Here is a 25,348-nt window from a genome sequence, read left to right on the forward strand (position 1 = left end):
TTGCATCCCCCATGCGGCCGGGATCGCGACGGGACGCCGGGCAGTTACCGCGCCGTGCCCTCGCCATTACAACAACAACGACAATGTCTCCTGCTCTCCTGCTGGTGCCTGACTTCAGCCTGATCCTGATCGGCTGGCTGCTGGTGCGCTATTCCCCGTTCGACCGCGCCTTCTGGGGCGGGGTGGAGCGGCTGGTCTACTTTGTGCTGTTCCCGGCGCTGCTGCTCCAGTCGACCAATGCCGCGGTCTTTGATTTTTCCTCGACCTCGGCGATGCTGGGCCTGGCGCTGCTGGCGATGGCCGTCGGCATGGCCGGCGGCTACGCCGTCAAGTGGGTGCTGAAGCCCGATGCGCTGAGCTTTGCCTCGGGCCTGCAGACCGCCTTTCGCTTCAACTCTTACATCGGCCTGGCGCTGGCGTCGCGCCTGGGCGGCAGCGAAGGGCTCGCGCTGATGGCGGTGATCGTCGGCTGTACCGTGCCGCTGTGCAACGTGGCGGCGGTGTGGGCGCTGGCCCGGCACGGCGAGACCGCGCTGTGGAAGGAACTGGCGCGCAACCCGCTGATCCTGGCCACCGCAGGCGGCCTCGTGACCAACCTGCTGGGCTTGCACCCGCCCGAGGTGGTGGCGATGACGCTGAACCGGCTTGGCTCGGCCTCGACCGCGCTGGGGCTGATGACGGTGGGCGCCGGGTTGCAGATGAGCGGGGCGACCGGAACGGCGGGGCCGGTGGCGTGGTGGACCGGGGTCAAGCTGCTGGCGATGCCGTGCACGGCGTGGCTGGTGGGCCGGTACTTGCCGCTGACCGCGTTGCAGTACCAGATCGTGGTGCTGTATGCCTCGCTGCCGACCGCGTCGAGCGCCTATATCCTGGCGGTGCGCATGGGCGGCAACGGACCCATGGTGGCGGCCACGATATCGGTGATGACGGTGGGTGCCATCGTTACCACGCCGCTGTGGCTGGCCCTGGTCAGCTAGTGCGTGCGGGCTCGCCCTGCGCGAGTGCCCAGTCGATATGCTCCTGCACCAGCGGCGAAGCGGAATCGCGCCGCGCCTGCAACGCTTCGCGGATGCGCGCGGCCAGGGCGGCGTCTTCCGCGCGCGTGCCGGAAAGCGCGGCGCGCAGGCTGTTGCCAAGCCCCACCGCCAGGTTGCGCAGCCAGCGCTCATGGCCGATGCGGCGGATCGGGCTGCCCTCCAGGCGCTGGTTGAACTCGTCTTCGGTCCACTGGAACAGCGCCACCATGTCGGGCGTGTCCAGGCCATTGCGCACGTCGAAATCCGGTACGCTGGCCACGTGCGCGAACTTGTTCCACGGGCAGGCCAGCTGGCAGTCGTCGCAGCCGTAGACACGGTTGCCCATCGGCGCGCGGAATTCGACCGGGATCGGGCCCTTGTGCTCGATGGTCAGATAGGAGATGCAGCGGCGCGCATCGAGCCGGTAGGGCGCGACGATCGCGCGCGTGGGGCAGATGTCGAGGCAGCGGTGGCAATTGCCGCAGTGGTCCGTTTCGGGCGCATCGGCCGGCAGCGGGATATCGACCAGGATCTCGCCCAGGAAGAACATCGAGCCGCCGTCGCGGTCGAGCAGCAGCGTATGCTTGCCGCGCCAGCCGAGTCCGCCCTGGCTGGCCAGCGCCACTTCCATCACCGGCGCGGAATCGGTAAAGACGCGGTAGCCGAACTTGCCGATTTCGGCCTCGATCCGGCTGGCGAGCTGCTGGAGACGGCTGCGCAGGACCTTGTGATAGTCGCGGCCGCGCGCGTACAGCGACACCACCGCGGTGGCCGGATCGCCCAGCCGCGCCAGTTCGCGCCGGCGCCAGTCGGGCGCGCCCGGCGGGGTCTCGCTGGCGGGGACATAGGGCATGCGCGCCACGATGGCGCGTACCGTGCCCGGCACCAGTTCGGCCGGACGGGCGCGCCGCAAGCCGTGGTTGGCCATATAATCCATGTCGCCGTGGTAACCCTGCTCCAGCCATGCCAGAAGCCCCGGCTCGGCATGGCCAAGATCGACGTCGGCGATGCGCACCGACGCAAAACCCAGCGCGGCGCCCCATGCGCGGATGGACTCCGCAAGCGCCGCCAGCTCCTCAGGGTTGGCGTGCCCGGCCTGGCCGGATTGCCCTGGAGCGTTTGCGGGAACACTGTGCGCGCCTGGCGCGCTGGCCGGCGGCTTGACTGCTGGGTCGATCATCCCTGAATTGTACGCAATGCCCTTGCTCGAAGAACGCACCCTGACGCTGCCCGACGAAGCCGCCACCGCGCGCCTGGGCGCCGCGCTGGCCGCCACGGTGCAGGCCATGCCGCCGCGCGCGGTGCATGTGCAGCTGTCCGGCGACCTCGGCGCCGGCAAGACCACGCTGTCGCGCGCGGTGCTGCGCGCGCTCGGCCATGCCGGCAAGGTCCGCAGCCCCACCTACACGCTGTGCGAGCCCTACGAGGTGGCCCGCGCCGACGGGTCGCCGCTGACGGTCTACCACTTCGACCTGTACCGCTTCGCCGATCCGGAGGAGTGGATCGACGCGGGTTTTCGCGACTGTTTCGCCGAACCGGCCTTTAACCTGGTCGAATGGCCGGAGAAGGCGGGGCGCCTGCTGGGGGAACCCGACCTGCACGTGTTGCTCCAATCGGACACGGCACGGCCGGCCGACAGCGAAATGCCCGCCGATGATGCCGGCGAGCGGCGCATGGCGACCTTGCGCGCCTATACTCCCACTGGACTTACCCTGCTGAACGCATGCTGATCAAGCGACTTGCCACCGACCGCCCCGATGGACCCGACGGCCTGCTGCAGGCGCGCCGCAAATGGATGGCGCAGGCGCTGAAGCTGGGCGCGGGCACTGCCGTGCTGACGCTTGCCGGTCCGCAGATCGCGTTCGGCGCCGGCATCGTCGCGGTGCGCGTATGGCCGGCCGAGGACTACACCCGCGTCACCATCGAATCCGACGCGCCGCTGTCCGCGGTGCACCAGATGATTCGCGATCCGGACAGGCTGGTGGTGGATATCGATGGCCTGGACCTGTCGCCCACGCTGCGCGAGCTGGTGGCCAAGATCACGCCCAACGACCCGTATATCCAGACCGTGCGCGTCGGCCAGAACCGCCCGCGCGTGGTGCGGATGGTGTTCGACCTGAAGGAGAACGTGGCGCCCCAGGTGTTCACGTTGCTGCCGATCGGCAGCTACCGCAACCGGCTGGTGTTCGACCTGTACCCGGTCAACCCGCCCGACCCGCTGTGGAAACTGGTGCGCGACACCGAGGACAAGCAGCGCCGCTTCGCCACCTCGGACCCGGCCCCGGGTCCGGACAGCATCGCCGGCGCCCCGGCCGGTGCCGAGGAAGATGCCATCGGCGCGCTGGTGCGCAAGTTCGACGAGAAGGGCGAAGTGCCGGCCACCACCGCGCCGCCGCCGCCGGTGGTTGCCACCCGGCCCAAGCCGTCTGCGCCGGTGGTGCCGAAGCCCGATGCCCCCGTGGTGCCGCCCGTCGCGCGCGACAACCCGACTGCCGAGCGCCCGTTCAAGATGCGCCGCCTGCTGACGGTGGCGCTCGATCCGGGCCACGGCGGCGAAGACCCCGGCGCGATCGGCGCCGCTGGTTCGCGCGAGAAGGACGTGGTCCTGCAGATCGCGCACCGGCTGCGCGCCAAGATCGACGCCCAGCCCAATATGCGCGCGATGATGACGCGCGATGCCGATTTCTTCGTGCCGCTGAACGTGCGCGTGCAGAAGGCGCGCCGGGTGCAGGCCGACCTGTTCGTGTCGATCCACGCCGATGCCTTCCTGTCGCCGGAAGCCAATGGTGCTTCGGTATTCGCGCTGTCCGAGCGCGGCGCCTCCAGCACCGCGGCGCGCTGGCTGGCCAACAAGGAAAACGCCTCCGACCTGATCGGCGGCGCCAACATGGGCAACAAGGATGCGCAGGTCGCGCGCGTGCTGCTGGACCTGTCCACCACCGCGCAGATCAACGACAGCCTGCAGGTCGGCAAGTCCGTGCTGGGCGAGATCGGCGGCATCAACCGGCTGCACAAGGCGCACGTGGAACAGGCCGGGTTTGCGGTGCTGAAGGCGCCGGACATCCCGTCGATCCTGATCGAAACCGCGTTTATCAGCAACCCGGCGGAGGAGCGCAAGCTCAACGACAGCGCGCACCAGGAACAGCTGGCCAATGCCATCCTGCGCGGGATCAAGGCCTACTTCGCGAAGAATCCGCCGTTGTCGAAGAACCCGTCGGTGTGACCGGGATGGACGAAGAAAACCGGGGCATGCCCCGGTTTTTTTACGACTGCGCCATCTTACGCCCGCGCCGCCGCGCGATCCTCCAGCAGCGCATCCCGGTTGGCGTAGCGCGCCGCGATCACCGAGCAGACAATGAGCTGCAGCTGGTGATAGACCATCAGCGGCAGCACCAGCAGCCCCAGCGCGGGATGCCCGGCAAACAGGATCTTTGCCATCGGGATGCCGTTGGCCAGGCTCTTCTTCGAGCCGCAGAACACCGCGGTGATCTCGTCCTCGACCGAGAAACCCATGCGGCGGGCGGTCAGCGTGGTGAAGCCCAGCACCACGAACAGCAGCACCGCGGCGATCAGCATCACCGCGCCAATGGTCTGCCACTCATACTGGTGCCACAGGCCCTGTGCGGTGGCATCGCAGAACGATGAATAGACGATCAGTACGATCACGCCGCGGTCGATCTTGGTGGTGATCTGCTTCTTCTTCGCCAGCCAGTTGCCGATCAGCGGGCGCAGCAGCTGGCCCAGCGCGAACGGCAGCAACAACTGCAGCGCCACGCCGGTGAGCGCCTTGCCCAGCGGCATCGAGGCGCCGCTGGCGCTGATCACCAGCCCCATCAGCACCGGCGTGACCAGCATGCCGATCAGGCCCGAGATGGTGGCATTGAAGATCGCGCCCGACACGTTGCCGCGCGCCATCGAGGTCATGGCCACCGACGACGACACCGTCGAAGGCAGCGCGCACAGGAAGAACACACCCAGCAGCAGGTCCGCCGGCAGCGTGTTGTGCAGGGCCAGCATCAGCAGCGCGCCGACCACCGGAAAGACCACGTAGGTGAACGACTGCACGAACATATGCAGGCGCCAGTTCTTGGCGCCAGACACCAGCTTGTCGCGCGACAGTGCCGCGCCATGCAGGAAGAAGACCAGTGCCACGCCCACGCTGGTGACCAGGCCCAGGTGCAGCGGGCCCTTGCCGGTGCCGATCTCCGGGGCCGCCAGGGCAATGGCGATGGCGGTCAGCATGACGAGGACGAAGCCGTCGATCAGGTCATAAAGTTTCTTGAGCTTGGCAAAAAGACGAGACATGACTGCGGTTGGTTAGGGTTTTGCCTAGTATTGGACGCTAGCCGGGTCTAGAATGCAAATTCATTTATAGAATCTATTTATCCGGTCGTTGCATGAATTACACACTGCGCCAGCTGCGCGTCTTCCTCGCGGTGGCCGGCAGCGGCGGTTTCAGCCGCGCCGCGGAGGTGGTGGGACTGACCCAGCCGGCGGTCAGCCGCGGCGTCGCAGAGCTGGAAGAGGCACTTGGCGTCAAGCTGCTCGACCGCACTACGCGTGAGGTGGTGCTGACCGATGCCGGCCATGCGCTGGTGCCGGCGCTGGAGCGGCTGCTGGGGCAGCTCGACGACACCCTCGAAGAAACGAGGCAGTTAGGCGAACGCTATCGCGGCCGTGTCGTAATAGCTGGAGCTCCAACCATTTCCGCGCGGCTGATGCCGATGTATGTCGCCGCCTGCGCCGCGCAATACCCCGATATCCGGCTGATTGTGCGCGACAACGTACAGGCCGACGGCCTCGAGCAGGTCCGCGCCGGCGCAGTCGATTTCGGCGTGCTGATCGATCCGCTGGTGCGCGAAGGGCTGGCGGTGGAGCCGGTGGCAACCGACCCGTTCTGCTTTGTCTGCCGGCGCGACCATCCGCTGGCGCAGTCGGCCACGGTGCCGTGGTCGGCGCTGCATGGCATGCGGCTGGTGCTGCTGGACTTTGCCTCGGGCAGCCGGCCGCTGATCGACCGCATCTTCGGCCGCCACGGCGTGGCGCCGCAGGTGGTGCAGGAACTCGGGCACTCGGCCAGCGTGTTCGGCATGGTCGAGGCCGGCATTGGCGCCTCCGTGCTGCCCTCTTTCTCGCTGCCGCTGCCCGCCGCATCGCCGCTGGTGTGGCGGCCGCTGGTGCCGCGCGAGGAGCGCAGCATCGTCATGGTCCGGCGCGAGGACCGCTCGCTGTCGCCCGCCGCGGCGGCGGTGTGGGCGCTGGTGCGGCGCCTGACGCTGCGCGTCGAGGCGCCCGCGATGGGCGCAGCGGCCTGAGCGCCGGCGCTTGATTACTTCGGCTGCATCCGGATCGCGCCGTCGAGACGGATCACTTCGCCGTTCAGCATCGTGTTTTCGATGATCGCGCGGGCCAGCTTGGCGTACTCCGCCGGACGGCCCAGGCGCGGGGGGAACGGAACCATCCTGCCGAGGGCGTCCTGCACTTCCTGCGGCATGCCGAGCAGCATGGGCGTTTCAAAGATGCCCGGGGCGATGGTCATGCAGCGGACACCGTCGCGGGACAGGTCGCGGGCGATGGCCAGGGTCATGGCGACCACGCCGCCCTTGGAGGCGGCATAGGCGGCCTGGCCGATCTGGCCGTCGAAGGCCGCCACCGAGGCGGTGTTGATGATCACGCCGCGCTCGCCTTCGCTGTCGGGAGTGTTCTGGACCATGGCGGCGGCGGCCAGGCGGATCATGTTGAAGGTGCCGATCAGGTTGATGCGGATGGTCTTGTCGAAGGCATCCAGCGGATGCGGGCCGTTCTTGCCTACCGTCTTGTTGGCGGTGGCGATGCCGGCGCAGTTGATCAGGCCCGACAGGCGGCCCAGTGCCTGGGCGGCGGCGACCACGGCCTGGCCGTCGGCTTCGGAGGTGACGTCGCAGCGGATGAACTGGCCGTTCAGTTCGGTGGCGAGGGATTGGCCGGTTTGCTCGTTGAGGTCCGCGATGATGACTTTGGCGCCGGCTTCAGCCAGCATTTTTGCCGTGCCGGCGCCCAGGCCGGAGGCGCCGCCGGTGATGATGAAGACGTTGTCTTTGATTTGCATTTTGCGGTGTCTCCTTTTGGGGTTGATTTCCGTTTACGTAAACGTCAACTATTGTACGGGGTGGAGGTTGTTGTGCAAGGGGGTTTGGCCCGTGCTGATATCTGGTGGATATTTGATATGCACGGTTCAATGTAGGAACGCCTGCGGCTGCGCAGCGCGCAGCCCCAAAGAAAAAGCGGCCCTTGGGCCGCTTTTTGCGTTGTATTGTCTGGCTTACTTCAGTGCGTCAAACACTTGCGCGGTGATCTCGTCGACGTTGCCGACGCCGGAGATCTTGCGGTACTTCGGCGGCGCTACCTTGGCGCTGGGGTCGCCCTTGGCGGCCCAGTCCGAGTAGTAGTCGACCAGCGGGCGGGTTTGCTGGGAGTAGACGTCCAGGCGCTTCTTGACCGTCTCTTCCTTGTCGTCGTCGCGCTGGATCAGCGCTTCGCCGGTTTCGTCGTCGATGCCTTCGGCCTTCGGCGGGTTGTACTTGACGTGGTAGGTGCGGCCCGAGGCCACGTGGACGCGCCGGCCGCTCATGCGCTCGATGATGGCATCGAACGGGACGTCGATTTCCAGCACGTAGTCGATTGCCACGCCGGCTTCCTTCATGGCTTCGGCCTGCGGGATGGTGCGCGGGAAGCCGTCGAACAGGTAGCCGTTCTTGCAGTCGTCCTGCTTCAGCCGGTCTTTCACCAGGCCGATGATGATGTCATCCGACACCAGTCCGCCCGCGTCCATGACCTTCTTGGCTTCCACGCCCAGGGGGGTGCCGGCCTTCACCGCCGCGCGCAGCATGTCGCCGGTGGAAATTTGCGGAATGGCGAACTTCTCGCAGATGAACTTGGCTTGCGTGCCTTTGCCGGCGCCGGGTGCGCCCAACAGGATCAAACGCATTTACGGGTCCTCAGAGTTTTGAATCTGGTGTGGCGGGAGATCAGAAGGAGGGTAATGCCGCAACTTGACGCAAGACTTACTAGCTGTCTTGTTCGGATACTGACGGCATTTGGCGCAGGCACATCATGCCCACGCGGACGTCCGGCGGCGGCTGCCAGGGGGATGGCGGCGCGGCGCACCAGTCGGGCTCTATCTTTATCTCCCCACCGAGCCTTGGCCGGCGGCGCGTTGGCGCACAGCCGGGGCGGCTCTGTATCGGCAAGCATTATGCCATGAGGCGGCGCCGATTCGGCCTGAAATCCGCCCCCCGGTTCAGGTTGCAGCAGTTTGAACCTGAGCGGGCGGCTGGCCGGAGTGGCTGGCGCCCAGGTTGTCGATCAGGGTGGGGTGGCGATCAGGGCCCGTCCTGCGCCATCGACTCGGCCCACAGCGCGCGCACGCGCTCCAGGTCGGCCGGGGTGTCGACGCCGGGCGCCGGGGCGGCAGCGGTTTCCACCACGGCGATGCGCTCGCCATGCCACATTGCGCGCAGTTGCTCCAGCGCCTCGGTCTGCTCGAGCGGCGCGGCGGCCAGGGTCGGGAAGCGCCGCAGGAAGCCGGCGCGATAGGCGTACAGGCCGATATGGCGCAGCACCGGCATGGCCGGCAGCGGGACCAGGGCCATCGCGGCGGGCACGGCCGGCACACCCGCCCACGCGTCGCGCGCCCACGGGATCGGCGCGCGCGAGAAATACAGCGCGCGTCCGGCGGCGTCGCACACGACCTTGACCACGTTGGGATTGAAGACCTCGGCGATATCGTGCAGCGGGTGGGCCGCGGTGGCGATGGCGCAGTCGGCGTGGCGCGACAGGTGCAGCGCCACCTCGTCGATCAGCGTGGGGTCGATCAGCGGCTCGTCGCCTTGCACGTTGACCACGATGGCGTCGTCGGGCAGGGCGAGTTGCGTTGCCACTTCGGCCAGGCGGTCGGTGCCGGTGGGGTGGTCGGCGCGGGTCAGCACGGCTTCGATGCCGTGGTTCGCGCAGACCTGCGCCACGGACGGGGCGTCGGTGGCGACCACGGTGCGCCGGGCGGACGAGGCATGGGCGCGTTCGGCCACGCGCACGACCATCGGGCGCCCGCCGATATCGGCCAGCGGCTTGTCGGGCAGGCGGGTCGAAGCGAGCCGCGCGGGGATGACGACGGTGAAGGCCGGAACGGTCATGGTGCTGGCTTGGTTAGCTTCAGTTGCCCGCGGTGGCGCTCAGTTGCCATTCACCGGCGCGTCGGGGTCGATGGCACGGCCCGGCACCGACTGGCGCGCTTCGTCGGCGAGCATCACCGGGATGCCGTCGCGGATCGGGTATGCGAGCTTGTCGGCGTGGCAGATCAGTTCCTGCGCGGCGCGGTCGTATTCCAGCTTGCCCTTGCACAGCGGGCAGACCAGGATTTCAAGCAGCCGGTTGTCCATCTCGGTGTTCCTCGTTGCGCCCGGCGCCGCCGGACGTGGCCGCCGCCGACTGCGCGGTCGGTGCGGTGTTGATATGCGCCAGCACGGCGCTGCGGATTTTGTCGATCAGGCCAGCGTCGATCACCGGCCTGGTAGGCACGACCCAGATGCGCGGGTCGTCGAAGCGCTCGCATTTTACGGCATCCTTCTCGGTGATCAGGATCACGTCGGCATCGAGCGCGTCGGCGTTGCCGGTGAACGGGTCTTCGGCAAAGTCATAGTGGTCGGGCAGCGGCAGCGTCTTCGGCGACAGACCGGCGCCGCGCAGGCTGGCGAAGAAGCGCTCGGGGTTGCCGATGCCGGCCGCGGCCAGCACGCGCCGCCCGGCAAAGGCGGCAACGGGCCGCGCCATGGTCGGGTCGTTCAGCTGCCAGGCGTCTTCCAGCTCCAGCCGCATGCCGTAGACGCCGGGGCGGTCGGGCGTGGCGCGGAAGTTGGGATCATTGATCAGCGTGGCGTCGCGCGGGCGCGTCAGCGGCTCGCGCAGCGGGCCGGCCGGCAGCATCAGGCCATTGCCGCCCATGCGCGTGTCGAACATCACGATCTCGAAATCGCGCTGCAGCTTGTAGTGCTGCAGGCCGTCGTCGAGCAGCAGCACGTTGACGCCGGGGTGCGACACCAGCATGGTCTGCGCGCACAGCGCGCGGTCCGGGAACACCCACACCGGCACGTCGGTGGCGCGCGCGATCAGCAGCGGCTCGTCGCCGACGTCGCTGGCCTGCGAGGTCGGCTTGACCCGGCGCGGATGCTTGAGCTCGACGCCATAGCCGCGCGACACCACGCCGGGACGCAGGCCGGCCTCGGTCAGCGCGTGGGCCAGCGCGATCACCGCCGGCGTCTTGCCGGTGCCGCCCACGGTCACGTTGCCCACCACCACCACCGGCATCGGCAGCCGCGTGGACTTGAACCAGCCACGCCGGTAGCCGTGCCGGCGCACGCGGGCGACCAGCCCGAACAGCAGCGAGAACGGCAGCATGACCCAGGCAAACCAGCCGCGGCGCTGCCACTGGGCGGTCACGAAGTCGGCGAGGGCATGGCGGGGAGCGGGCATGGACGCGGCGAGTCGTTCAGGTCGTGGATGGGATGGGATTGTAGTGCGCCCGGGATCCCGTGCCCCCGAAAAGGGACCCAAAGGGACTGGAAGGGACCGAAAGGGAGGATCGGCAAGGACCGGCGGATCCACCCATTATGGGCACTGCGCAGCGCATGGGGCAAGCCCGGCCAGGCTGGCTTCGCGCCCGCAGGCAAGGCCGCCGTTCCCCGCTTCCGCGGGACAACGACGATGCCGGAGCTCAGCGCGGCTGCGAGCTCTGCGTGGCGAAGGTCAGGCGCGACAGCCCGGCCAGCCGCGCGGCTTCCATCACGTTGACCACCGCCTGGTGGCTGGCCTGCGCGTCGGCGTTGACGATCACCACCGGCGGCTGGCCATTGCCGGATCCCCCGGCGCCGGCGGGGCCGGACGCGGCGCGCAGCTGGTCGGCGAGGCTGGTTACATCCTTCTGCTCCAGCACTTTCTTGTTGATCGAGTAGACCCCGCGCGACGACACCGACACCACGATTTCCTGCGGCCGCTGCTGGGCGCGCTCGGCGTCGGCGGTGGGCAGCTGGATCTGCAGCTCGGTATAGCGCGAGTACGTGGTCGTGATCATCAGGAAGATCAGGATCACGAGCAGCACGTCGATCAGCGGGATCAGGTTGATCTCCGGCTCTTCGCGCCGCTGGCGGGAACGGAATCGCATGGCGTGGCGGGTCCGTGATCAGCTGCGGCGCTGCGGCAGGATCGCGTCCAGGAACGCGGTGGCGCGGAATTCCAGCTCGGCCACGTAGTCGTCAACGCGGCGGCGGAAGTAGCGCCAGAAGATCAGCGCCGGGATCGCCACGATCAGGCCGAAGGCGGTGTTGTACAGCGCCACCGAGATGCCGTGCGCCAGCTGCTCCGGGTTGGCGCCGGTGCCGCCCTGGCTGCCGAAGATCTCGATCATGCCGATCACGGTGCCCAGCAGCCCCATCAGCGGCGCCACCGAGGCGATCGTGCCGAGTGCGTTCAGGTAGCGCTCCAGCTCATGCGCGACCGCACGGCCGGCTTCCTCGACCACATCCTTGGCGGCGTCGCGCGAGGTGTGCGGCTGCAGCACCACGTGGCGCAGGCCGGCGGCCAGCACGCGGCCGAGCGGCGAATTCTGTTCGATCGTGTTGACCACTTCCGGCGTGGCGCGGCGCTGCTGCGCAGCGGCCAGCGCTTCGTCATAGAGCCGCGGCGGCAGCACCTTGCTGCGCTTGAGCGACAGGAAGCGTTCGACGACCAGCGCCAGCGCGAGGACCGAGGCCAGCAACAGCGGCCAGATCGGCCAGCCGGCCGCTTGAATGATGGAAAACAATTGGACCCCCGGGATCGACAACCCAATAAAGAAACCCCAACCAGCTGGTCGGCATGCCTTGAGGCGCGTCAGCAGGCAGCGCACTCCGGCATTGCTCTGAAAAATCAGGCGCAACTCTACCCCGCGGCCTGCCGCGCGGCAAGCGACGGCCGGGCCGGCTGTCTCGGGCGCGCATCGGTGCCGGCCGATGTTGGCGGCGACTTTCCACAGGGCGCAGGGACAGAATTGTGGATCGATTGTGGAAAGCCGCCGGACAAGCGATGCAAGTGCTTGATTCGCAAGAGGAAGCGTGGATCTGCTTAAAAATTAAGCAGGTCCGTCCCGGGCGCTCGCGACGCTTGCCGCACACCGGAGAAAGGCGTGTTTGCTGCTGCTGCATCCCTTGTCGGTGCGATCGCGCACGATGTGACGCGGTCATCCACACCATTGCGGGACAGAATTGTGGAGCGGTTGTGGACAGGTGTCGGAGAATCCACCTAAGTCCTTGATTTTAAAAGCCTGGCATGTGATTGCTGAAAAAATAGGCAAATGCTTCCTGATGTGCTGCACGACCGCCCGATGGTGCGATGCATGGGTATACCCGAGCTTTTCCACACCCGGCAGGGAGAGAATTGTGGATGGCCTGTGGATAAAGTCTGGAGAGGTGGGCTAACCCATTGATTTCATTAGGGTCGTTGCTCGCTGCCTAAAAAATAGGCGGCGCCTCGCTATTCGACGTTCCACATGGTGCAGTGCGGGCGCATGGCTTGACATGCCGCCTACGCCGCCCCGCAGCGTGATGCCGGCCACGCTTGAGGTAATAATCAGCGAAAAAGTCGGGTAAACGGCGCGTTTTATCCAGAGATCCTGTGGATAACTTTGTGAACAAGCCCCATTGGCGCCCGCTAAGTGGTTGATGCAAAAGAGAATTGGTTATATTGCCTAATTTTTATTTCAATCATAAATCTCATAGAAATCAAAGAGTTGTACGAAGTGATGCGGCTCGCCGGGCAGCATCGGCCCATCACTGCTACCCCCTTGACAGACCAGTTATGCTGTGGACATGTCCCATCAACGCCGCTTGACCGGCGTGCGCCATGCCCGACCTGACCAGCTTTTCGCGTGACGCTTCCTCCACCAGCCCCCGCGGTGGCCGCGAAGTCATTCCTGTCGGTGAGCTAAACCACACTATCGCCCGATTGCTGGAGCGCAGCTTCCCGCTGGCCTGGGTACGCGGAGAAATCTCCAACTTCACCCGCGCGGCCAGCGGCCACTGGTATTTCTCGCTCAAGGATGCGCGTGCCCAGATCCGCTGCGTGATGTTCCGCGGCCGCAACCAGCATGTCGACTTCCAGCCGCGCGAGGGCGAGGCGGTCGAGGTGCGCGCCGTGGTCACGATGTACGAGGCGCGCGGCGAACTGCAGCTCGGCGTGGAGGCGATGCGCCGCGCCGGCCTGGGCAACCTTTACGAAGCCTTCCTGCGGCTGAAGGAAAAGCTGGCGCAGGCCGGCCTGTTCGCACCGGAGCGCAAGCGGGCGGTGCCATCGCACCCGCGCACCATCGGCGTCATCACTTCGCTGCAGGCAGCCGCCTTGCGCGATGTGCTGACCACGCTGCGCCGGCGCGCGCCGCATGTGCCGGTGGTGGTCTATCCGGTACCGGTGCAGGGGGCCGGGGCGGCCCAGAAGATCGCCGACGCGATCGACCTGGCCGATGCGCGCCGCGACTGCGACGTGCTGATCCTGTGCCGCGGCGGGGGCAGCATCGAAGACCTGTGGTCGTTCAATGAAGAGGTGGTGGCGCATGCGATCGCGCGTTGCGCACTGCCGCTGATTTCCGGCGTCGGCCACGAGACCGACTTCACCATTGCCGATTTCGTCGCCGACGTGCGCGCGCCCACGCCGACCGGCGCGGCCGAGCTGGTCAGCCCCGACCGCTCGCACCTGCTGGCGCAGACCCTGCGCGGCCGCGACGCGCTGGCGCAGGCGATGCGCCGCGCGCTTGACCTGCGCGCCCAGCACCTGGACTGGCTGGCGCGGCGCGTGCGCAGCCCGCAGGCGCAGCTGCAGGAACGCCGCGCGCGCGTCGACAATCTGGCCCGACACTTGCGGTCGGCATTGCGCGACACCGTGGTGTCGCAGCGGCATCGCCAGCAGGTGCTGGCGATGCGCTGGAGCGCATGCCGCCCCGACACCGCCGCGGCACAGGCGGACCTGGCACGGCTATGGCAGCGGCTGCAGGCCGCCGCCACTCGCGGCCACGAGCGCGCCGGACAGCGCCTGGCGCGCGCCGCCGGTGCGCTGGAGCTGCTGGCACCGCAGCGCACGCTCGAGCGCGGCTACGCGGTGCTGCTCGACCAGCGCGGCCGTGCGCTGCGCTCGCCCACCGAGATCCGCCCGGGCAGCGTGGTCGAGGCGCATCTGGCCGAGGGCGTGGCCGACCTGTCGATTGCCGGCGTGCAGGCGAAGCTGGGCGATTTCTGAGGCACGAAGAAAAGCATGGTCTTGGGTGCTCCCGAGCGGCCCGAGCTTGCCCAGGCAAGGTGTTCTCCCTCTCCCCTCAGCGGGAGACGGGAGCAAACCGGCGCCTTTCTCAATCGCCCCGGAAACCCGCCGCCAGACAAACTAACATCGAAGCAGGGGCATAGGCCTGCGGTTTGCGCGGGTATTCCAAGTCCCCTACAATCGGCAATTCCGGACCCTACAACCCCAACCCACAGAGACAGAACAATGGAACACAAGCTCCCCCCGCTTCCGTACGCGCATGATGCCCTGGCTCCGCACATCTCCAAGGAGACGCTGGAGTTCCATCATGACAAGCACCACCAGACCTACGTCACCAACCTGAACAACCTCATCAAGGGCACCGAGTTCGAGAACGCGACCCTGGAAGAGATCGTCAAGAAGTCGTCGGGCGGCATCTTCAACAACGCTGCCCAGGTGTGGAACCACACCTTCTACTGGGATTCGCTGAAGCCCAACGGCGGCGGCCAGCCGACCGGCGCGCTGGCTGATGCCATCAACGCCAAGTGGGGCTCGTTCGACAAGTTCAAGGAAGAATTCACCAAGGTTGCCGTCGGCACCTTCGGTTCGGGCTGGGCCTGGCTGGTGAAGAAGGCCGACGGCTCGCTGGACCTGGTGTCCACCTCCAACGCCGCGACGCCGCTGACCACCGATGCCAAGCCGCTGCTGACCTGCGACGTGTGGGAACACGCCTACTACATCGACTACCGCAATGCCCGTCCGAAGTACGTCGAGGCATTCTGGAACGTCGTGAACTGGGACTTCGCCGGCAAGAACTTCGCCTGAGCCCCGGTCATCCTTGCAGCAGCAAAAAAAAGCCCCGGAAATTCCGGGGCTTTTTGTTTGGCGTTTGATTGACGCGTGTGTTTCGCCGCTCACTGCTTCGCCTGCGATGCCAGCTGCCGCGCCATCTCGAGGTGGTGGTTCAGCGTCGGCAGCGTCTGCCGCGCGAATGCCTTGACGCTGTCGTCCTTGGCTTCGTCAGCGGCATTGCGGAACAGCGCCACCGCCTCCTGATGGGCATCGACGCCGAACTGGCGGGCGTAGGCGCTATCGAACGCGCCGCCGCTGAGCCTGCCGAGTTTTTCCAGTTCCTGCTTCTTTACCTCGGGCGGCGACGCCGGCAGCTGGATGCCGAGTTTCCTCGCCAGCTGACGCAGCTTCTCGTCCGCGGCTTGATGGTCGCGGATCATCTGCGCGGCAAACGTCTTGACCGCTTCGCCGCTTGCGCGTGTCTGCGCCAGCTTGCTGGCCTCGATCTCCAGCGCGCCGGCCTCGGCCGCGTCGCGCAGGAACAGCGCATCCTTGTCCGGCGCCATCGCGGTACCCGGCTTGTCCGACAACGGCGCCGCATGGGCGCCGGTGGCAAGCAGCAGCGCAATCGCCGCCAGCATCGTCTTATAGACCGGTCGCGTCATGATGGCCTCCTCAATCCTGTCTGGGTTGTCCGTTCTACGCCATCAGCCCGCCGTCGTGATGTCTGCGGAAAAGGCCGCCGCGAGCTCGAATCGATGTCAGCGTCCCTTGGAATCGGGCACGCGGGTCTGGTCGATGCTGGCGCCGCCGCTGCCGGTGCGCGGCTTGCCGTGCAAGCCATCGCGGTCGGCCTTGCCGGCGCTTTCCGATGCCGGCTTGGGCTTGTCGCGGCCGGGCAGGCCGCCAGCCGTATGCGGTTCCTTCGGCACGTCGCCCAGCTCGCGCGCGAGCCCGCCTGGATTGGTCGGCGTGGCACCCGGCGTGCTGGATGGCGCCACCGCGGCGCCCGGCGGCGGAATGGTCTGGCTGCCGATGGGCCCTTTGTCGGTGCGCACACCGGTGCTGTCTGTCTTCTGGGCCAGCGCGCCGCCGGCCAGCAGCGACAGCAGCGCGGCGGCCGCGGCAAAGCGGGAAGTGGATGTCACAGCGGACGCAAGGCGGATGCGCATTGGTTTCTCCTGGAGTGATGTTGTCCTGCTGTTGTTGTGCAAAGCATTTGCCGGGCCACGGATACGACGACGGCCCGTGTCGCCGTGGCCACCCGCTGCATCGCACTTTCTACAAGCACTGGCGCTTCTTACAGGCGTCACCCGCGGCGTGCGGTGCCGCGGCGCATGCATGTGTCCGGCCCGCTGCAGCAGTGCCGCCGTGGAATGAAAGTTGCGCGCCATGCTGGAGTGGCCGCGCCGCGGCCTGATGCTCAGGAGGCGCCATGAAGCAAAGCAAGCACGACACGTCGGGCAACCCCTCGCTCGACAAGCGGCAGGGGCTGGATGACCGCGAACTGCGGGAGAACGCGGCGGAAAACCAGCGTGCGCGCGAACGCGCCGCTGCGGACTGGGAGCATGCGGCTTCGCATCGAAAGGATAAGGCCGCGGACCCATCCTCGAGCCCACGCGCGCCGCGCAGCGAAGAGAAGCCCGGCCGCGGCGAATTCCCGCCCGGCGTCGGCAAGCGCGACCTGCTCGACCCGGGCAGCCGCGATCCCGATGCGCCGCCCACGGTGAACCGTTCCTGAGGCCGGCTAGCCTTCGCCGCGCGCCAGCCGCGCGGCTGCTTGCAGGCTGCGCACGATGCGATCGAATGCGGCCGCGCGCGCGTCGTCGGAACGCTGGCGCAGCGCAAACGACGGATGATAGGTGGCGATGACGAGCCGGCCCTCGTGCTCGACCGGCGTGTCCATCATCGTGCCCAGCGTCACGCTCTTGCGGCCCAGCACCGCGCGCGCGGCGGTGGCGCCCAGCGCGACGATGATCCGCGGATCCACCTGCTTGAGCTCGCGCTCGAGCCACAGGTGGCACGCTTCGATCTCCAGCTGGCCCGGCGACTTGTGCAGCCGCCGCTTGCCGCGCAATTCGAACTTGAAATGCTTGACCGCATTGGTCATGAACAGCTTGTCGCGGTCCAGTCCGGCACGCTCCAGCGCATCGTCCAGCAGCTGTCCCGCGGGACCCACGAACGGCGAGCCCTGCAGGTCTTCCTGCGAGCCGGGCTGCTCGCCCACCAGCATGATGCGCGCGTGCGCCGCGCCGGCACCGGGCACGCCTTGAGTGGCATTGCGCCATAGCGGGCAACGCCGGCATTCGTTCAGTTCGGCACGGCTGACTGGTGGCTTCTTGCGCTCGGGCATCATCGATGTCTGGCAGTGGGACGCATGGCGCCGCTAGCCGGTGCGCAGCAGGTTCCGCGCCATGCGCCGCGGGCGCTACGCACCGGTACGGAATTTGCCTCGCCCCAACACCTCGGAGGCGGCCGGTCCCGCCGCTTCCTCCGTTGACCTGAACGCCGATTCCCAGCACGCATGCCCCAGCAACCGATCGCGCCCCCGTCCCGCCGCCGCATTGCCGCCGAACTGTTCCGCGCGATATGGCGTTTCCGCCTGCGCGTGGTGGTGGCGGTATCGCTGTTGCTGCTGGCCAAGGCCTGCGCGGTGGCGGTGCCGCTGCTGCTCAAGCTCGTGGTCGACGAAGTCGCGCCGGCCGCGGCCGGCACCGATGCGGCGCGGCTCGGGCTGGTGGCCATGCCCGTGTTCCTGGTGCTGGCCTACGCGATCCTGCGGCTGATGGGCAATGCCTTCAGCGAACTGCGCGACGTGGTCTTCGCCTATGTCACGCAAAGCACAGTGGCAGCGTTCATGGAGCGCACCTTCGCGCACCTGCACGCGCTGGGCGCGCGCTTCCATGCCAGGCGCGCCACCGGCAGCGTGATCCGCGACCTGGAGAAGGGCACAGCGGCGATCGGCTTCCTGCTGGGCGTGGCAGTCTTCACCATCGTGCCGACGCTGATGGAAATCGTCTCCGTGCTGGCCATCATGATCGGCGCCTATGGCGGCGCGTTCGCCGCGATCATCCTGGGCGTGTTCGTGCTGTACTCGGCCTTTACCTGGTACTACACGCAGCGGCGCATGCGCGTGCAGCGCAAGGTCAATGCGGTGGAGGCCACCACCAACAGCAAGGTGGTCGACAGCCTGCTCAACTACGACACGGTCAAGTTCTTCGCGCGCGAGTCGTTCGAGACACGGCGGCTATCCGACATATTGCGGCGCTGGGTCGGCATCAGCGTCGAGAACCAGTACGCGCTGTCGACGCTGCATATCGGCCAGAGCGTATGCATTGCGCTCGGCGTGGCGGCGGTGATGCTGCTGGCCACGCAGCGCGTGATCCAGGGTTCGCTGTCGGTGGGCGACCTGGTGCTGATCAATGCCTACATCATCCAGGTGGTGCTGCCGCTCAATACGCTGGGTTTTATCTTCCGCGAGTCGAACGACGCCATGACCAACGTCGAGCGCCTGTTCGCGTTGCTCGACGCGCGCGGCAGGCCCGGCGAGGACGACGACGCGCCGGGGGCGCGGCCGCTGCGCGTGACGCGCGGCGAGATCGTGTTCGACCGCGTCAACTTCAGCTACGACCCCAGCCACCAGACCCTGTGGGAGGTCAGCTTCCGCGCGCAGGCGGGGCAGACCGTGGCGGTGGTCGGCGGCAGCGGCTCGGGCAAGTCGACGCTGGCGCGGCTGCTGTTCCGCCTGTACCAGCCCGATAGCGGCAGCATCGGCATCGACGGGCAGGACCTGCGGCTGGTGACGCAGCGCAGCCTGCGCGAGATGATCGGCATCGTGCCGCAGGACACCATCCTGTTCAACGACACCATCGCCTACAACATCGGCTACGGCCGCGAAGGCGCGACCCGCGCCGATATCGTCGCGGCGGCGCGCGCGGCGCAGCTCGATGCCTTTATCGATCGCCTGCCCGACGGCTACGAAACCCAGGTCGGCGAGCGCGGCGTGCGCCTGTCCGGGGGCGAGCGGCAGCGCGTGGCGATCGCGCGCGCGATGCTCAAGCGCCCGCCACTGGTGGTGTTCGACGAGGCCACCTCGGCGCTGGACACGCGCTCGGAGCGCGCGATCCAGCAGGAGCTGTCGGCGGTGGCGCGCGGCCGCACCGCGCTGATCATCGCGCACCGGCTTTCCACCATCGTCGATGCCGACCAGATCCTGGTGATGGAGCACGGCCGCATCGTCGAGCAGGGCTCGCACGCCACGCTGCTGGCGCGCGGCGGCATCTACACGCAGATGTGGCAGCTGCAGCAGCAGCAGCGCGAACTGGAGCGCGCCGAGCGGCGCCTGGCGCTGCAGCCGGTGCGGCTGGAGACGCTGGTGGCCAGCGTGGTCGATGGCCTGCGTGAGACCATCGCCGAGCGCCACGTCAACCTGTTCACGGTGCAGAGCGAAGCCGAGCTGCGCGTGACCGGCGATCCCGGCGTGCTGCAGAAGGCCATCTGGGAACTCTGCCAGCAGATGATTGCCACCACGGAACCGGGCGGGCGGCTGGAGCTGCGTCTGGAACGGCACGACGGGCAGGCCGGGCTGCGCGTGTCGGCGTCGCCGCAGCAGGGGCCGCTGGAAGACGTGGAGGGACTGCGCGAATGGCTGGGCGAGCACGGCGTGACGCTGACCGCCGATCCCGGCGCTCATGCGTGCCAGTTGCTGATGCCGATGCGCGCGGTGCAGGAGCCGGAGCCGCGGCGCGCCCCGGCGCCCGGCACGCCCGAGGCGCTCGAAGTGCCCGACACGCAAGCGCTCAAGGGCATGCGCGTGCTGCTGCTGGACGACGACGAAACCACGCGCGAGGTGCTGAGCGCCGCGCTTGAAGACTACGGCGCGCATGCGATCGCGCAGGAGCGCGGCGACGAAGTGATCGGGTTGCTGGCGGCGACGCCGCAGGCCGAGTGGCCGCAGGTGCTGCTGTGCGACCTGGCGCTCGGCGAGGAAGACGGCTACACCGTGCTGCGCCGCGTGCGCCGGCTGGAAGCGCAGATGCAGGTGCCGCTGGGGCGGCGCATGACGGCCATCGCGCTATCGGGACACGCCGAGCCGCAGGACCGCATGCGCGCGATGATGGCGGGGTTCCAGCTGCATCTGTCAAAGCCGGTGCGGATCGGCGAGCTGGTGGCGGCGCTGAGGTCGCTGGCGACGCGGGCGGAGCAGGAGCCTGGATGAGGGCTTTCACCGCCCCCGCAAATCCCGCCTCAACGCGGCCAATTCCCGCGGTATCACCCGCCGCTCGCGCATCACCCACGCCATCCCCTTCAGCACCTCCGCAATGCCGCGCCACCCCTGCGAACGCAGCAGGCCCGGCAACTCAGCCGCCGTTTCCTCCAGCGCCATGCGCCACGGCAGCCGCAGCCAGGCCGCCCACACCGCATTGCGCGCCAGCAGCGAGCGGCGCCGGCCGCCGTCGCGCAGCGGGCTGGGATGGTGGTGCACCACCAGTTGCGGCGCGTAGACCAGGTGCCAGCCGCTCGCCGCGAGGTCCAGCGCCAGCAAGGTTTCTTCGCCGCCGATAAAGAAGCGCGGATGATAGCCGCCGGCCTGGCGGAATGCTTCGGTGCGGAACGCGGTGGCGCCAGCCATCAGGCCGAGGATGGCGCGCCCAGGCAGCATGGCCGACGGCAGCGGGCTGTCGGCCATGCGCGCGCAGGCGGGATCCTCGCGTGCGCATTCGCCGACGAGGATGCGTGCGGTCAGCGCGGCCACGCGCGGATGGTCGCGGAACATGGCACAGGCGGTGGCGAGCGAGCCCGGCGTCCACCAGCAATCGTCGTCGCAGAAGGCGACATAGCGCGTGCGCGCCCAGTTTGCGCCGAGGTTGCGCCCCGCGGCGCCGAGGTTGCGCCGGCAGCGCAGCAGCGTGGCATGCGGGAACTCGTTACGGACCATCGCGCTGGTGCCGTCGTCGGAGGCGTTGTCGACCACCACGAGGGGCGGGCGCTCCGGCAGCGCGCTGAGCTGGCGCAGGGCGTGCCGCACGGTGTCGCGCCGGTTGTGCGTCAGCACCACCACGCTGATGTCGAGCGAGGCGCCCGGCGGCGCGGCATGCAAGGCTTGGTCGGCAGGCATCGCTATCGCTATCGGTATCGCGAAGGGGAATCAGCGTTGCGCAGACTCGCCGGCGGACAGCGACCAGTAGCGCTCAGGCGCGCACAGGTCGCACAGCTGCTCTTCGCCGAACATCTGCACCTGGCTCTGGTAGGCATTGACTGCGTAGCTCTTCTGCGCGAGGTACTGGCTGACCGGCAGGTTGACCGGGGTCGCTTGCAGTCCTGCACCCAGGCATTCGGCCAGCCGTTGCTGCAGCACCCCGGGCAGCCGGCGGTAGATCACGTCCTCGTAGTACAGCCACTGCACCGGCAGCGCCGATCCCGCCGGCCCTCGCGATGGCACCAGCAGCGCGGCCCACGCCGCGGCGCGCACCTGCGCCGCCTGCATCAGCAGGCGGCAGGCTTCATGCGCCAGCACGTGGTCGGAATGGAACAGGCCGAGCGGCGCAACCACCATGCCGTCGGTCTGCGCCAGCAGCACGGGCTGCAGGCTGTCCGCGATCTCGCGCGGCGTATGACGGCGGCCATACTGGCTGTCCCAGAAATCGAGCCAGACCGGCTGCGCGCCCAGCATGCCAAGGGCGCGGTTGTCCTCGCGCCGGCGCGCGCGCACTGCCTGCTCGGCGCTGTCGAAGCCCGCGGCGCGGTCCCAGTCCGGTGCCGGCACATCGGCGGGCGGGACGCCGGCGAAGACCGTCACCACGCGCGCGCCCCGTGCCGCGGCGATCAGGCCGCCGCAGCTGAACACCGCATCGTCCAGGTGCGGTGCAATCACCGTCACCGGGCCGGCTATGTCAGTCACCATCGAATCACCCTTGCCATCGCCACTGGCAGGTTCGTGTCGCGCGCTATTTGTTAAGCACCACGGCGCGGGCTTCTCGTGCCGTGGCGGATACCGGCACCACGTTGCCCGGCGCGCCCTGCGCATGCGCCTGTGCCGCCAGCCGCGCCGCGAAGTAATCGACCGTGTGGCGCAGGCCGTCTTCAAGCGACGTGCGCGGCGCCCAGCCCAGCAGGCTTTGCGCCAGCGAGATGTCGGGGCAGCGCTGGTGCGGGTCGTCGGCGGGCAGGGGGCGCATCTCGACCGGCGAATGCGAGCCGGTGGCGCGCAGCACTTCCTGCGCAATCTCCAGCATAGTCGTCTCGCGCGGATTGCCGAGATTGACCGGCATGCCGGAAGCGGGTGCTTCCATCAGCAGCACCAGCGCGTCCACCAGGTCGTCGACATAGCAGAAGGCGCGCGTCTGCGCGCCGTCGCCATAGACGGTCAGGGGCGCTCCGGCCAACGCTTGGGTGATGAAGTTGGACACGACGCGGCCGTCCGCGGGATGCATGCGCGGCCCATACGTGTTGAAAATTCGCGCGATCCGGACATCGAGCCGGTGCTGCCGGTGGTAATCCATGAACAGCGTCTCGGCGCAGCGCTTGCCCTCGTCATAGCAGGAGCGGATGCCGACGGGATTGACGTGGCCCCAGTATGCCTCCTGCTGCGGATGCATCTCGGGATCGCCGTAGACTTCGCTGGTCGATGCCTGCAGGATGCGCGCCTTGAGCCGCTTGGCCAGCCCCAGCATGTTGATCGCGCCGTTGACGCTGGTCTTGGTGGTCTGCACCGGGTCGTGCTGGTAGTGCACGGGCGAGGCGGGGCAGGCAAGGTTGTAGATCTCGTCGACCTCGACGTACAGCGGAAAAGTAATGTCGTGGCGCAGCAGCTCGAAGTTCGGCCGCCCGAGCAGGTGCGCGATGTTCTCCTTGGTGCCGGTATAGAAATTGTCCACGCACAGCACGTCCTGCCCGGCCCGCACCAGCCGTTCGCACAGGTGCGAGCCAAGGAATCCCGCGCCGCCCGTGACCAGGATGCGCTTGCGGTCGCTTTCCTTCATCTCTGTTCTCCTTGGGCCGGGATCACGCCGCGGCCCGGCGCGCGCCGGCCGTGATGGGGCAGGCGCCGGCGCACACGCCGGCATACACGGCTTCCATCAGCTGCGCCACGCCGGCCCAGGTGAAATGGCGCTGCGCGCGGCGCCGTCCCGCTTCGCCGAGCTGGCGCGCATGCGCGGGGTCCGTGGCCAGCGTCGCCAGCCGCGCCGCCAGCGCGGCCGGCGCCTTCGGCGGCACCAGGTAGCCGGTCTGCCCGTCGACCACGGTGGAACGGATGCCGCCCACGTCGGCGCCGATCACCGGCGCGCCGCAGGCCATCGCCTCGACCGGCGTGATGCCGAAGGGCTCGTACCAGGGCGTGGTGACGAACACGTCGGCGGCGCTGTAGAACAGGCGCAGTGTGTCGCGTCCGCGCCGGCCGACGAACACCACGCTGTCGGCCACGCCTTCTTCCTTGGCCACGCCCTGCAGCCGGCCGATTTCGGGCGTGGCCTGCACGCTGGGCTGCTCGGCATTGCCGCCCACCACGTACAGCGCGGCGCGCATGCCGTGGTCGCGGCGCAGGCAGCCGAGCGCGCGGATGACGTTGTCGATGCCCTTGCGCGGCACCAGCCGGCCCAGCTGCAGCACGCTGAAGGCATCGCGCTGCCAGCCCAGCTCGCGCCGCGCCGCGTGTCGCGCTACCGGGGCAAACTCGGCGCCGTCGAACCCGCATGGCACCGTGCTGATGCGGCCGGGATCGGCGCCGTACAGGCTGACCAGGTCGTCCAGGTCCTGCGGACATTCCGCCACCACGCAGTCGGACACGCGCACCAGCGTGTCTTCGATGTCGAAGCGCGCATCGGGAAAGCCGTCGGTGCTGCCCTGGTGCAGGCGCCGCACCTTGCCCAGCGCATGGAAGGTCATCACCAGCGGAATGCCCAGCGCCCGGCGTGCCTGCAGCGCGGCCAGCCCCGACATGAAGAAGTTCGCGTGCAGCACGTCGTACCCCACCGGATCGTGCCGGATGAACTCCACCAGGAACTCGCCGAAGGCGTCCATGTAGGGCAGCAATTGCTCCTTGGGCACCTGCACCGGTGGTCCGGCGGGCACGTGGATCACGTGTACATTGGGCGCAAAGGCGACCACCTCGGGCAGCAGCGCCTTGTCGCGGCGGGTGAACACGTCGACCAGGTAGCCGCGCGTGCCAAGCTGGCGCGCCAGGTGTGCCACGTAGATATTCTGGCCGCCGCAATCGGTGCTGCCGACACTGGCCAGCGGCGAAGCGTGTTCACTGATAAGCGCGATCTTGCGCATGGCGGTCTCCCTGGTTGCCGCTCCGCCCGCGGATTCGGGCGACTCGGACAGGGGCTGGCCTCAGCAGCTAGCGTGCCAGTGCGCTGGCGTGATCGCGCGACTGCGAAAGGCGTTGAAAAGGACGGACGGAAGGGAACCGACCGAGAAGCGTTATAGCGATTCTCGGCGCTTCTCGATCACAGATCGCTTTGTGCGTATCGAAGCAGGCGCCTTGCGGCATTGCTACCGCATTGAGTCATTCTTACGCCGCCGGTTGTAATTTGCGCTTACGAGTTTTTCCATTTAGGCATGAGCCTTGGAACGCGTGCAACACGCCCGGGCGCATACCGGATCGGGCGCGATGCTTGCAGCGTCGAAGGCGCAAAACATGCCACCCACCATGGAGCTGCCCATGAATCCGAGCGACAACGCACGTCCTGGTGCCGAGCCTTCCCCGCGCGCCTCGCATGCCGGCGCCAGCCGCTTCAGCGATCGCGCCGCGGCGAGGCGAGCCGTCGAACTGGCGCTGCCGATGCTGGAGGCATCGCTGCGCGACAAGGCCGTCGGCGAGAGCGGATGCATGCACGTGGTCGTGATGGACCCGACGCTGCAACCCGGCGACTGCACCTTCGAGGAAGCCATCCTGTACGAGCATTCGCTGCCTTCGCGCGAGGCGTGGGATGCGGATTACAGCCTGTATGCGCGCGCCAAGGCCAGCCTGGCGTGGCGCACCGGCATGGCCAGCGCCGCGGTGGTCCACTGCGCGCCGCACCGGTTGCGCAGCGACGACACGCTGCTCGGCGGCGCGGCCGTGTTCGACGGCATCGTGGTCGCGGTAAGCGGTGCCAATGCCTGGTACGACGAAGCCTTCGCTGGCTGCGTGGCGGCGCTGTTGCGTGGGGTCGCGCAGGAGTGCTGCCATCGCGCGCAGGCCGGTTGAGGAAAGCTCGCGCCGGGGCTTGGCACATATTTCGCTGCGGCGTGATTCC

25 protein-coding genes are annotated in these 25,348 nt (G+C 68.1%); 9 read left to right on the forward strand and 16 right to left on the reverse strand.

Annotated elements, in window-relative coordinates:
• Positions 1 to 83: 83 nt before the first annotated feature.
• The gene (locus E0W60_RS13595) at positions 84 to 977 is read left to right on the forward strand and encodes an AEC family transporter (RefSeq protein WP_135704576.1); all 894 of its coding nucleotides are present in this window, start codon (positions 84 to 86) and stop codon (positions 975 to 977) included.
• Here the strand turns inward: E0W60_RS13595 and queG are convergent.
• A complete protein-coding gene (gene queG / locus E0W60_RS13600; protein ID WP_240745927.1) occupies positions 970 to 2,196 on the reverse strand; it encodes a tRNA epoxyqueuosine(34) reductase QueG in 1,227 nt (408 codons plus the stop codon). The genes E0W60_RS13595 and queG overlap by 8 nt on opposite strands.
• Positions 2,197 to 2,212: 16 nt before the next feature.
• On the opposite strand from queG, the gene tsaE reads away from it, so the two are divergent.
• Together tsaE and E0W60_RS13610 are read left to right on the forward strand one after the other, a co-directional pair.
• Positions 2,213 to 2,746 (forward strand): tRNA (adenosine(37)-N6)-threonylcarbamoyltransferase complex ATPase subunit type 1 TsaE, encoded by a 534-nt coding sequence (tsaE, locus tag E0W60_RS13605; protein WP_135704580.1) that lies wholly within the window; start codon positions 2,213 to 2,215, stop codon positions 2,744 to 2,746.
• On the forward strand, positions 2,740 to 4,239 hold the full coding sequence (locus E0W60_RS13610) for an N-acetylmuramoyl-L-alanine amidase (protein WP_133093843.1): 1,500 nt from the start codon (positions 2,740 to 2,742) through the stop codon (positions 4,237 to 4,239). The genes tsaE and E0W60_RS13610 overlap by 7 nt, the downstream gene beginning before the upstream one ends.
• Positions 4,240 to 4,295: 56 nt before the next feature.
• Here the strand turns inward: E0W60_RS13610 and E0W60_RS13615 are convergent, their stop codons facing one another.
• Complete coding sequence (locus E0W60_RS13615; RefSeq protein WP_135704582.1) at positions 4,296 to 5,321, reverse strand: bile acid:sodium symporter family protein; 1,026 nt, start codon at positions 5,319 to 5,321, stop codon at positions 4,296 to 4,298.
• A 92-nt stretch (positions 5,322 to 5,413) separates the two neighbouring features.
• On the opposite strand from E0W60_RS13615, the gene E0W60_RS13620 reads away from it, so the two are divergent.
• On the forward strand, positions 5,414 to 6,331 hold the full coding sequence (locus tag E0W60_RS13620) for a LysR family transcriptional regulator (RefSeq protein WP_133093845.1): 918 nt from the start codon (positions 5,414 to 5,416) through the stop codon (positions 6,329 to 6,331).
• 14 nt (positions 6,332 to 6,345) lie between these two features.
• Here E0W60_RS13620 and E0W60_RS13625 read toward each other — a convergent pair whose 3' ends face one another.
• The 7 genes from E0W60_RS13625 to E0W60_RS13655 form a co-directional block, all read right to left on the reverse strand.
• Entirely contained in the window at positions 6,346 to 7,104 is a 759-nt protein-coding gene (locus tag E0W60_RS13625) for a 3-hydroxyacyl-CoA dehydrogenase (RefSeq protein WP_133093846.1), read from the reverse strand.
• Positions 7,105 to 7,317: 213 nt separating this feature from the next.
• A complete protein-coding gene (gene adk, locus E0W60_RS13630) occupies positions 7,318 to 7,983 on the reverse strand; it encodes an adenylate kinase (RefSeq protein WP_133093847.1) in 666 nt (221 codons plus the stop codon).
• Positions 7,984 to 8,377: 394 nt separating this feature from the next.
• Positions 8,378 to 9,187, reverse strand: a complete 810-nt coding sequence (kdsB, locus tag E0W60_RS13635) for a 3-deoxy-manno-octulosonate cytidylyltransferase (RefSeq protein WP_135704584.1) — start codon at positions 9,185 to 9,187, stop codon at positions 8,378 to 8,380.
• A gap of 39 nt (positions 9,188 to 9,226) precedes the next feature.
• Positions 9,227 to 9,433, reverse strand: coding sequence for a Trm112 family protein (locus E0W60_RS13640; protein ID WP_133093849.1), 207 nt, complete (start codon positions 9,431 to 9,433; stop codon positions 9,227 to 9,229).
• The gene (gene lpxK / locus E0W60_RS13645; RefSeq protein WP_133093850.1) at positions 9,414 to 10,523 is read right to left on the reverse strand and encodes a tetraacyldisaccharide 4'-kinase; all 1,110 of its coding nucleotides are present in this window, start codon (positions 10,521 to 10,523) and stop codon (positions 9,414 to 9,416) included. Before lpxK ends, E0W60_RS13640 begins: the two co-directional genes overlap by 20 nt.
• 241 nt (positions 10,524 to 10,764) lie before the next feature.
• The gene (locus tag E0W60_RS13650) at positions 10,765 to 11,211 is read right to left on the reverse strand and encodes an ExbD/TolR family protein (RefSeq protein WP_133093851.1); all 447 of its coding nucleotides are present in this window, start codon (positions 11,209 to 11,211) and stop codon (positions 10,765 to 10,767) included.
• 18 nt (positions 11,212 to 11,229) lie between these two features.
• The gene (locus E0W60_RS13655; RefSeq protein ID WP_133093852.1) at positions 11,230 to 11,850 is read right to left on the reverse strand and encodes a MotA/TolQ/ExbB proton channel family protein; all 621 of its coding nucleotides are present in this window, start codon (positions 11,848 to 11,850) and stop codon (positions 11,230 to 11,232) included.
• Between the two features lie 1,076 nt (positions 11,851 to 12,926).
• On the opposite strand from E0W60_RS13655, the gene xseA reads away from it, so the two are divergent.
• Both xseA and sodB read left to right on the forward strand, forming a co-directional pair.
• Positions 12,927 to 14,312: an exodeoxyribonuclease VII large subunit gene (gene xseA, locus E0W60_RS13660; RefSeq protein WP_135704586.1), complete on the forward strand. Its 1,386-nt coding sequence runs from the start codon at positions 12,927 to 12,929 to the stop codon at positions 14,310 to 14,312.
• A gap of 246 nt (positions 14,313 to 14,558) precedes the next feature.
• Complete coding sequence (gene sodB / locus E0W60_RS13665; protein WP_133093854.1) at positions 14,559 to 15,137, forward strand: superoxide dismutase [Fe]; 579 nt, start codon at positions 14,559 to 14,561, stop codon at positions 15,135 to 15,137.
• An 89-nt stretch (positions 15,138 to 15,226) separates the two neighbouring features.
• On the opposite strand, the gene E0W60_RS13670 is transcribed toward sodB, so the two are convergent.
• Positions 15,227 to 15,769 carry a DUF4142 domain-containing protein gene (locus tag E0W60_RS13670; RefSeq protein WP_135704588.1) on the reverse strand — a complete coding sequence of 181 codons (543 nt, stop codon included), beginning with the start codon at positions 15,767 to 15,769 and terminating at the stop codon, positions 15,227 to 15,229.
• 96 nt (positions 15,770 to 15,865) lie between these two features.
• A complete protein-coding gene (locus E0W60_RS13675; RefSeq protein WP_133093855.1) occupies positions 15,866 to 16,276 on the reverse strand; it encodes a hypothetical protein in 411 nt (136 codons plus the stop codon).
• Between the two features lie 263 nt (positions 16,277 to 16,539).
• Here E0W60_RS13675 and E0W60_RS13680 point away from each other — a divergent pair, with 263 nt between their 5' ends.
• Entirely contained in the window at positions 16,540 to 16,845 is a 306-nt protein-coding gene (locus E0W60_RS13680) for a hypothetical protein (RefSeq protein WP_135704590.1), read from the forward strand.
• Positions 16,846 to 16,851: 6 nt separating this feature from the next.
• Here the strand turns inward: E0W60_RS13680 and E0W60_RS13685 are convergent, their stop codons facing one another.
• On the reverse strand, positions 16,852 to 17,457 hold the full coding sequence (locus E0W60_RS13685; RefSeq protein ID WP_135706213.1) for a UdgX family uracil-DNA binding protein: 606 nt from the start codon (positions 17,455 to 17,457) through the stop codon (positions 16,852 to 16,854).
• Positions 17,458 to 17,628: 171 nt separating this feature from the next.
• Between E0W60_RS13685 and E0W60_RS13690 the strand changes: the two genes are divergently transcribed.
• Positions 17,629 to 20,322, forward strand: a complete 2,694-nt coding sequence (locus E0W60_RS13690; protein WP_135704592.1) for an ABC transporter transmembrane domain-containing protein — start codon at positions 17,629 to 17,631, stop codon at positions 20,320 to 20,322.
• A gap of 6 nt (positions 20,323 to 20,328) precedes the next feature.
• On the opposite strand, the gene E0W60_RS13695 is transcribed toward E0W60_RS13690, so the two are convergent.
• The 4 genes from E0W60_RS13695 to E0W60_RS13710 are packed head-to-tail and all read right to left on the reverse strand — an operon-like array spanning position 20,329 to position 24,380.
• A complete protein-coding gene (locus tag E0W60_RS13695) occupies positions 20,329 to 21,222 on the reverse strand; it encodes a glycosyltransferase family 2 protein (RefSeq protein ID WP_135704593.1) in 894 nt (297 codons plus the stop codon).
• A gap of 30 nt (positions 21,223 to 21,252) precedes the next feature.
• Positions 21,253 to 22,008, reverse strand: a complete 756-nt coding sequence (locus tag E0W60_RS13700) for a PIG-L deacetylase family protein (RefSeq protein ID WP_135704595.1) — start codon at positions 22,006 to 22,008, stop codon at positions 21,253 to 21,255.
• 43 nt (positions 22,009 to 22,051) lie between these two features.
• Positions 22,052 to 23,086: a UDP-glucuronic acid decarboxylase family protein gene (locus E0W60_RS13705; protein ID WP_135704596.1), complete on the reverse strand. Its 1,035-nt coding sequence runs from the start codon at positions 23,084 to 23,086 to the stop codon at positions 22,052 to 22,054.
• 22 nt (positions 23,087 to 23,108) lie between these two features.
• Positions 23,109 to 24,380: a glycosyltransferase gene (locus tag E0W60_RS13710; RefSeq protein WP_135704598.1), complete on the reverse strand. Its 1,272-nt coding sequence runs from the start codon at positions 24,378 to 24,380 to the stop codon at positions 23,109 to 23,111.
• A 391-nt stretch (positions 24,381 to 24,771) separates the two neighbouring features.
• Here E0W60_RS13710 and E0W60_RS13715 point away from each other — a divergent pair, with 391 nt between their 5' ends.
• Positions 24,772 to 25,299 (forward strand): hypothetical protein, encoded by a 528-nt coding sequence (locus tag E0W60_RS13715; protein WP_135704600.1) that lies wholly within the window; start codon positions 24,772 to 24,774, stop codon positions 25,297 to 25,299.
• Positions 25,300 to 25,348 lie beyond the last annotated feature (49 nt).

Origin of the sequence: Cupriavidus oxalaticus, assembly GCF_004768545.1 — a bacterium.
Classification (GTDB): Bacteria; Pseudomonadota; Gammaproteobacteria; order Burkholderiales; family Burkholderiaceae; genus Cupriavidus; species Cupriavidus oxalaticus_A.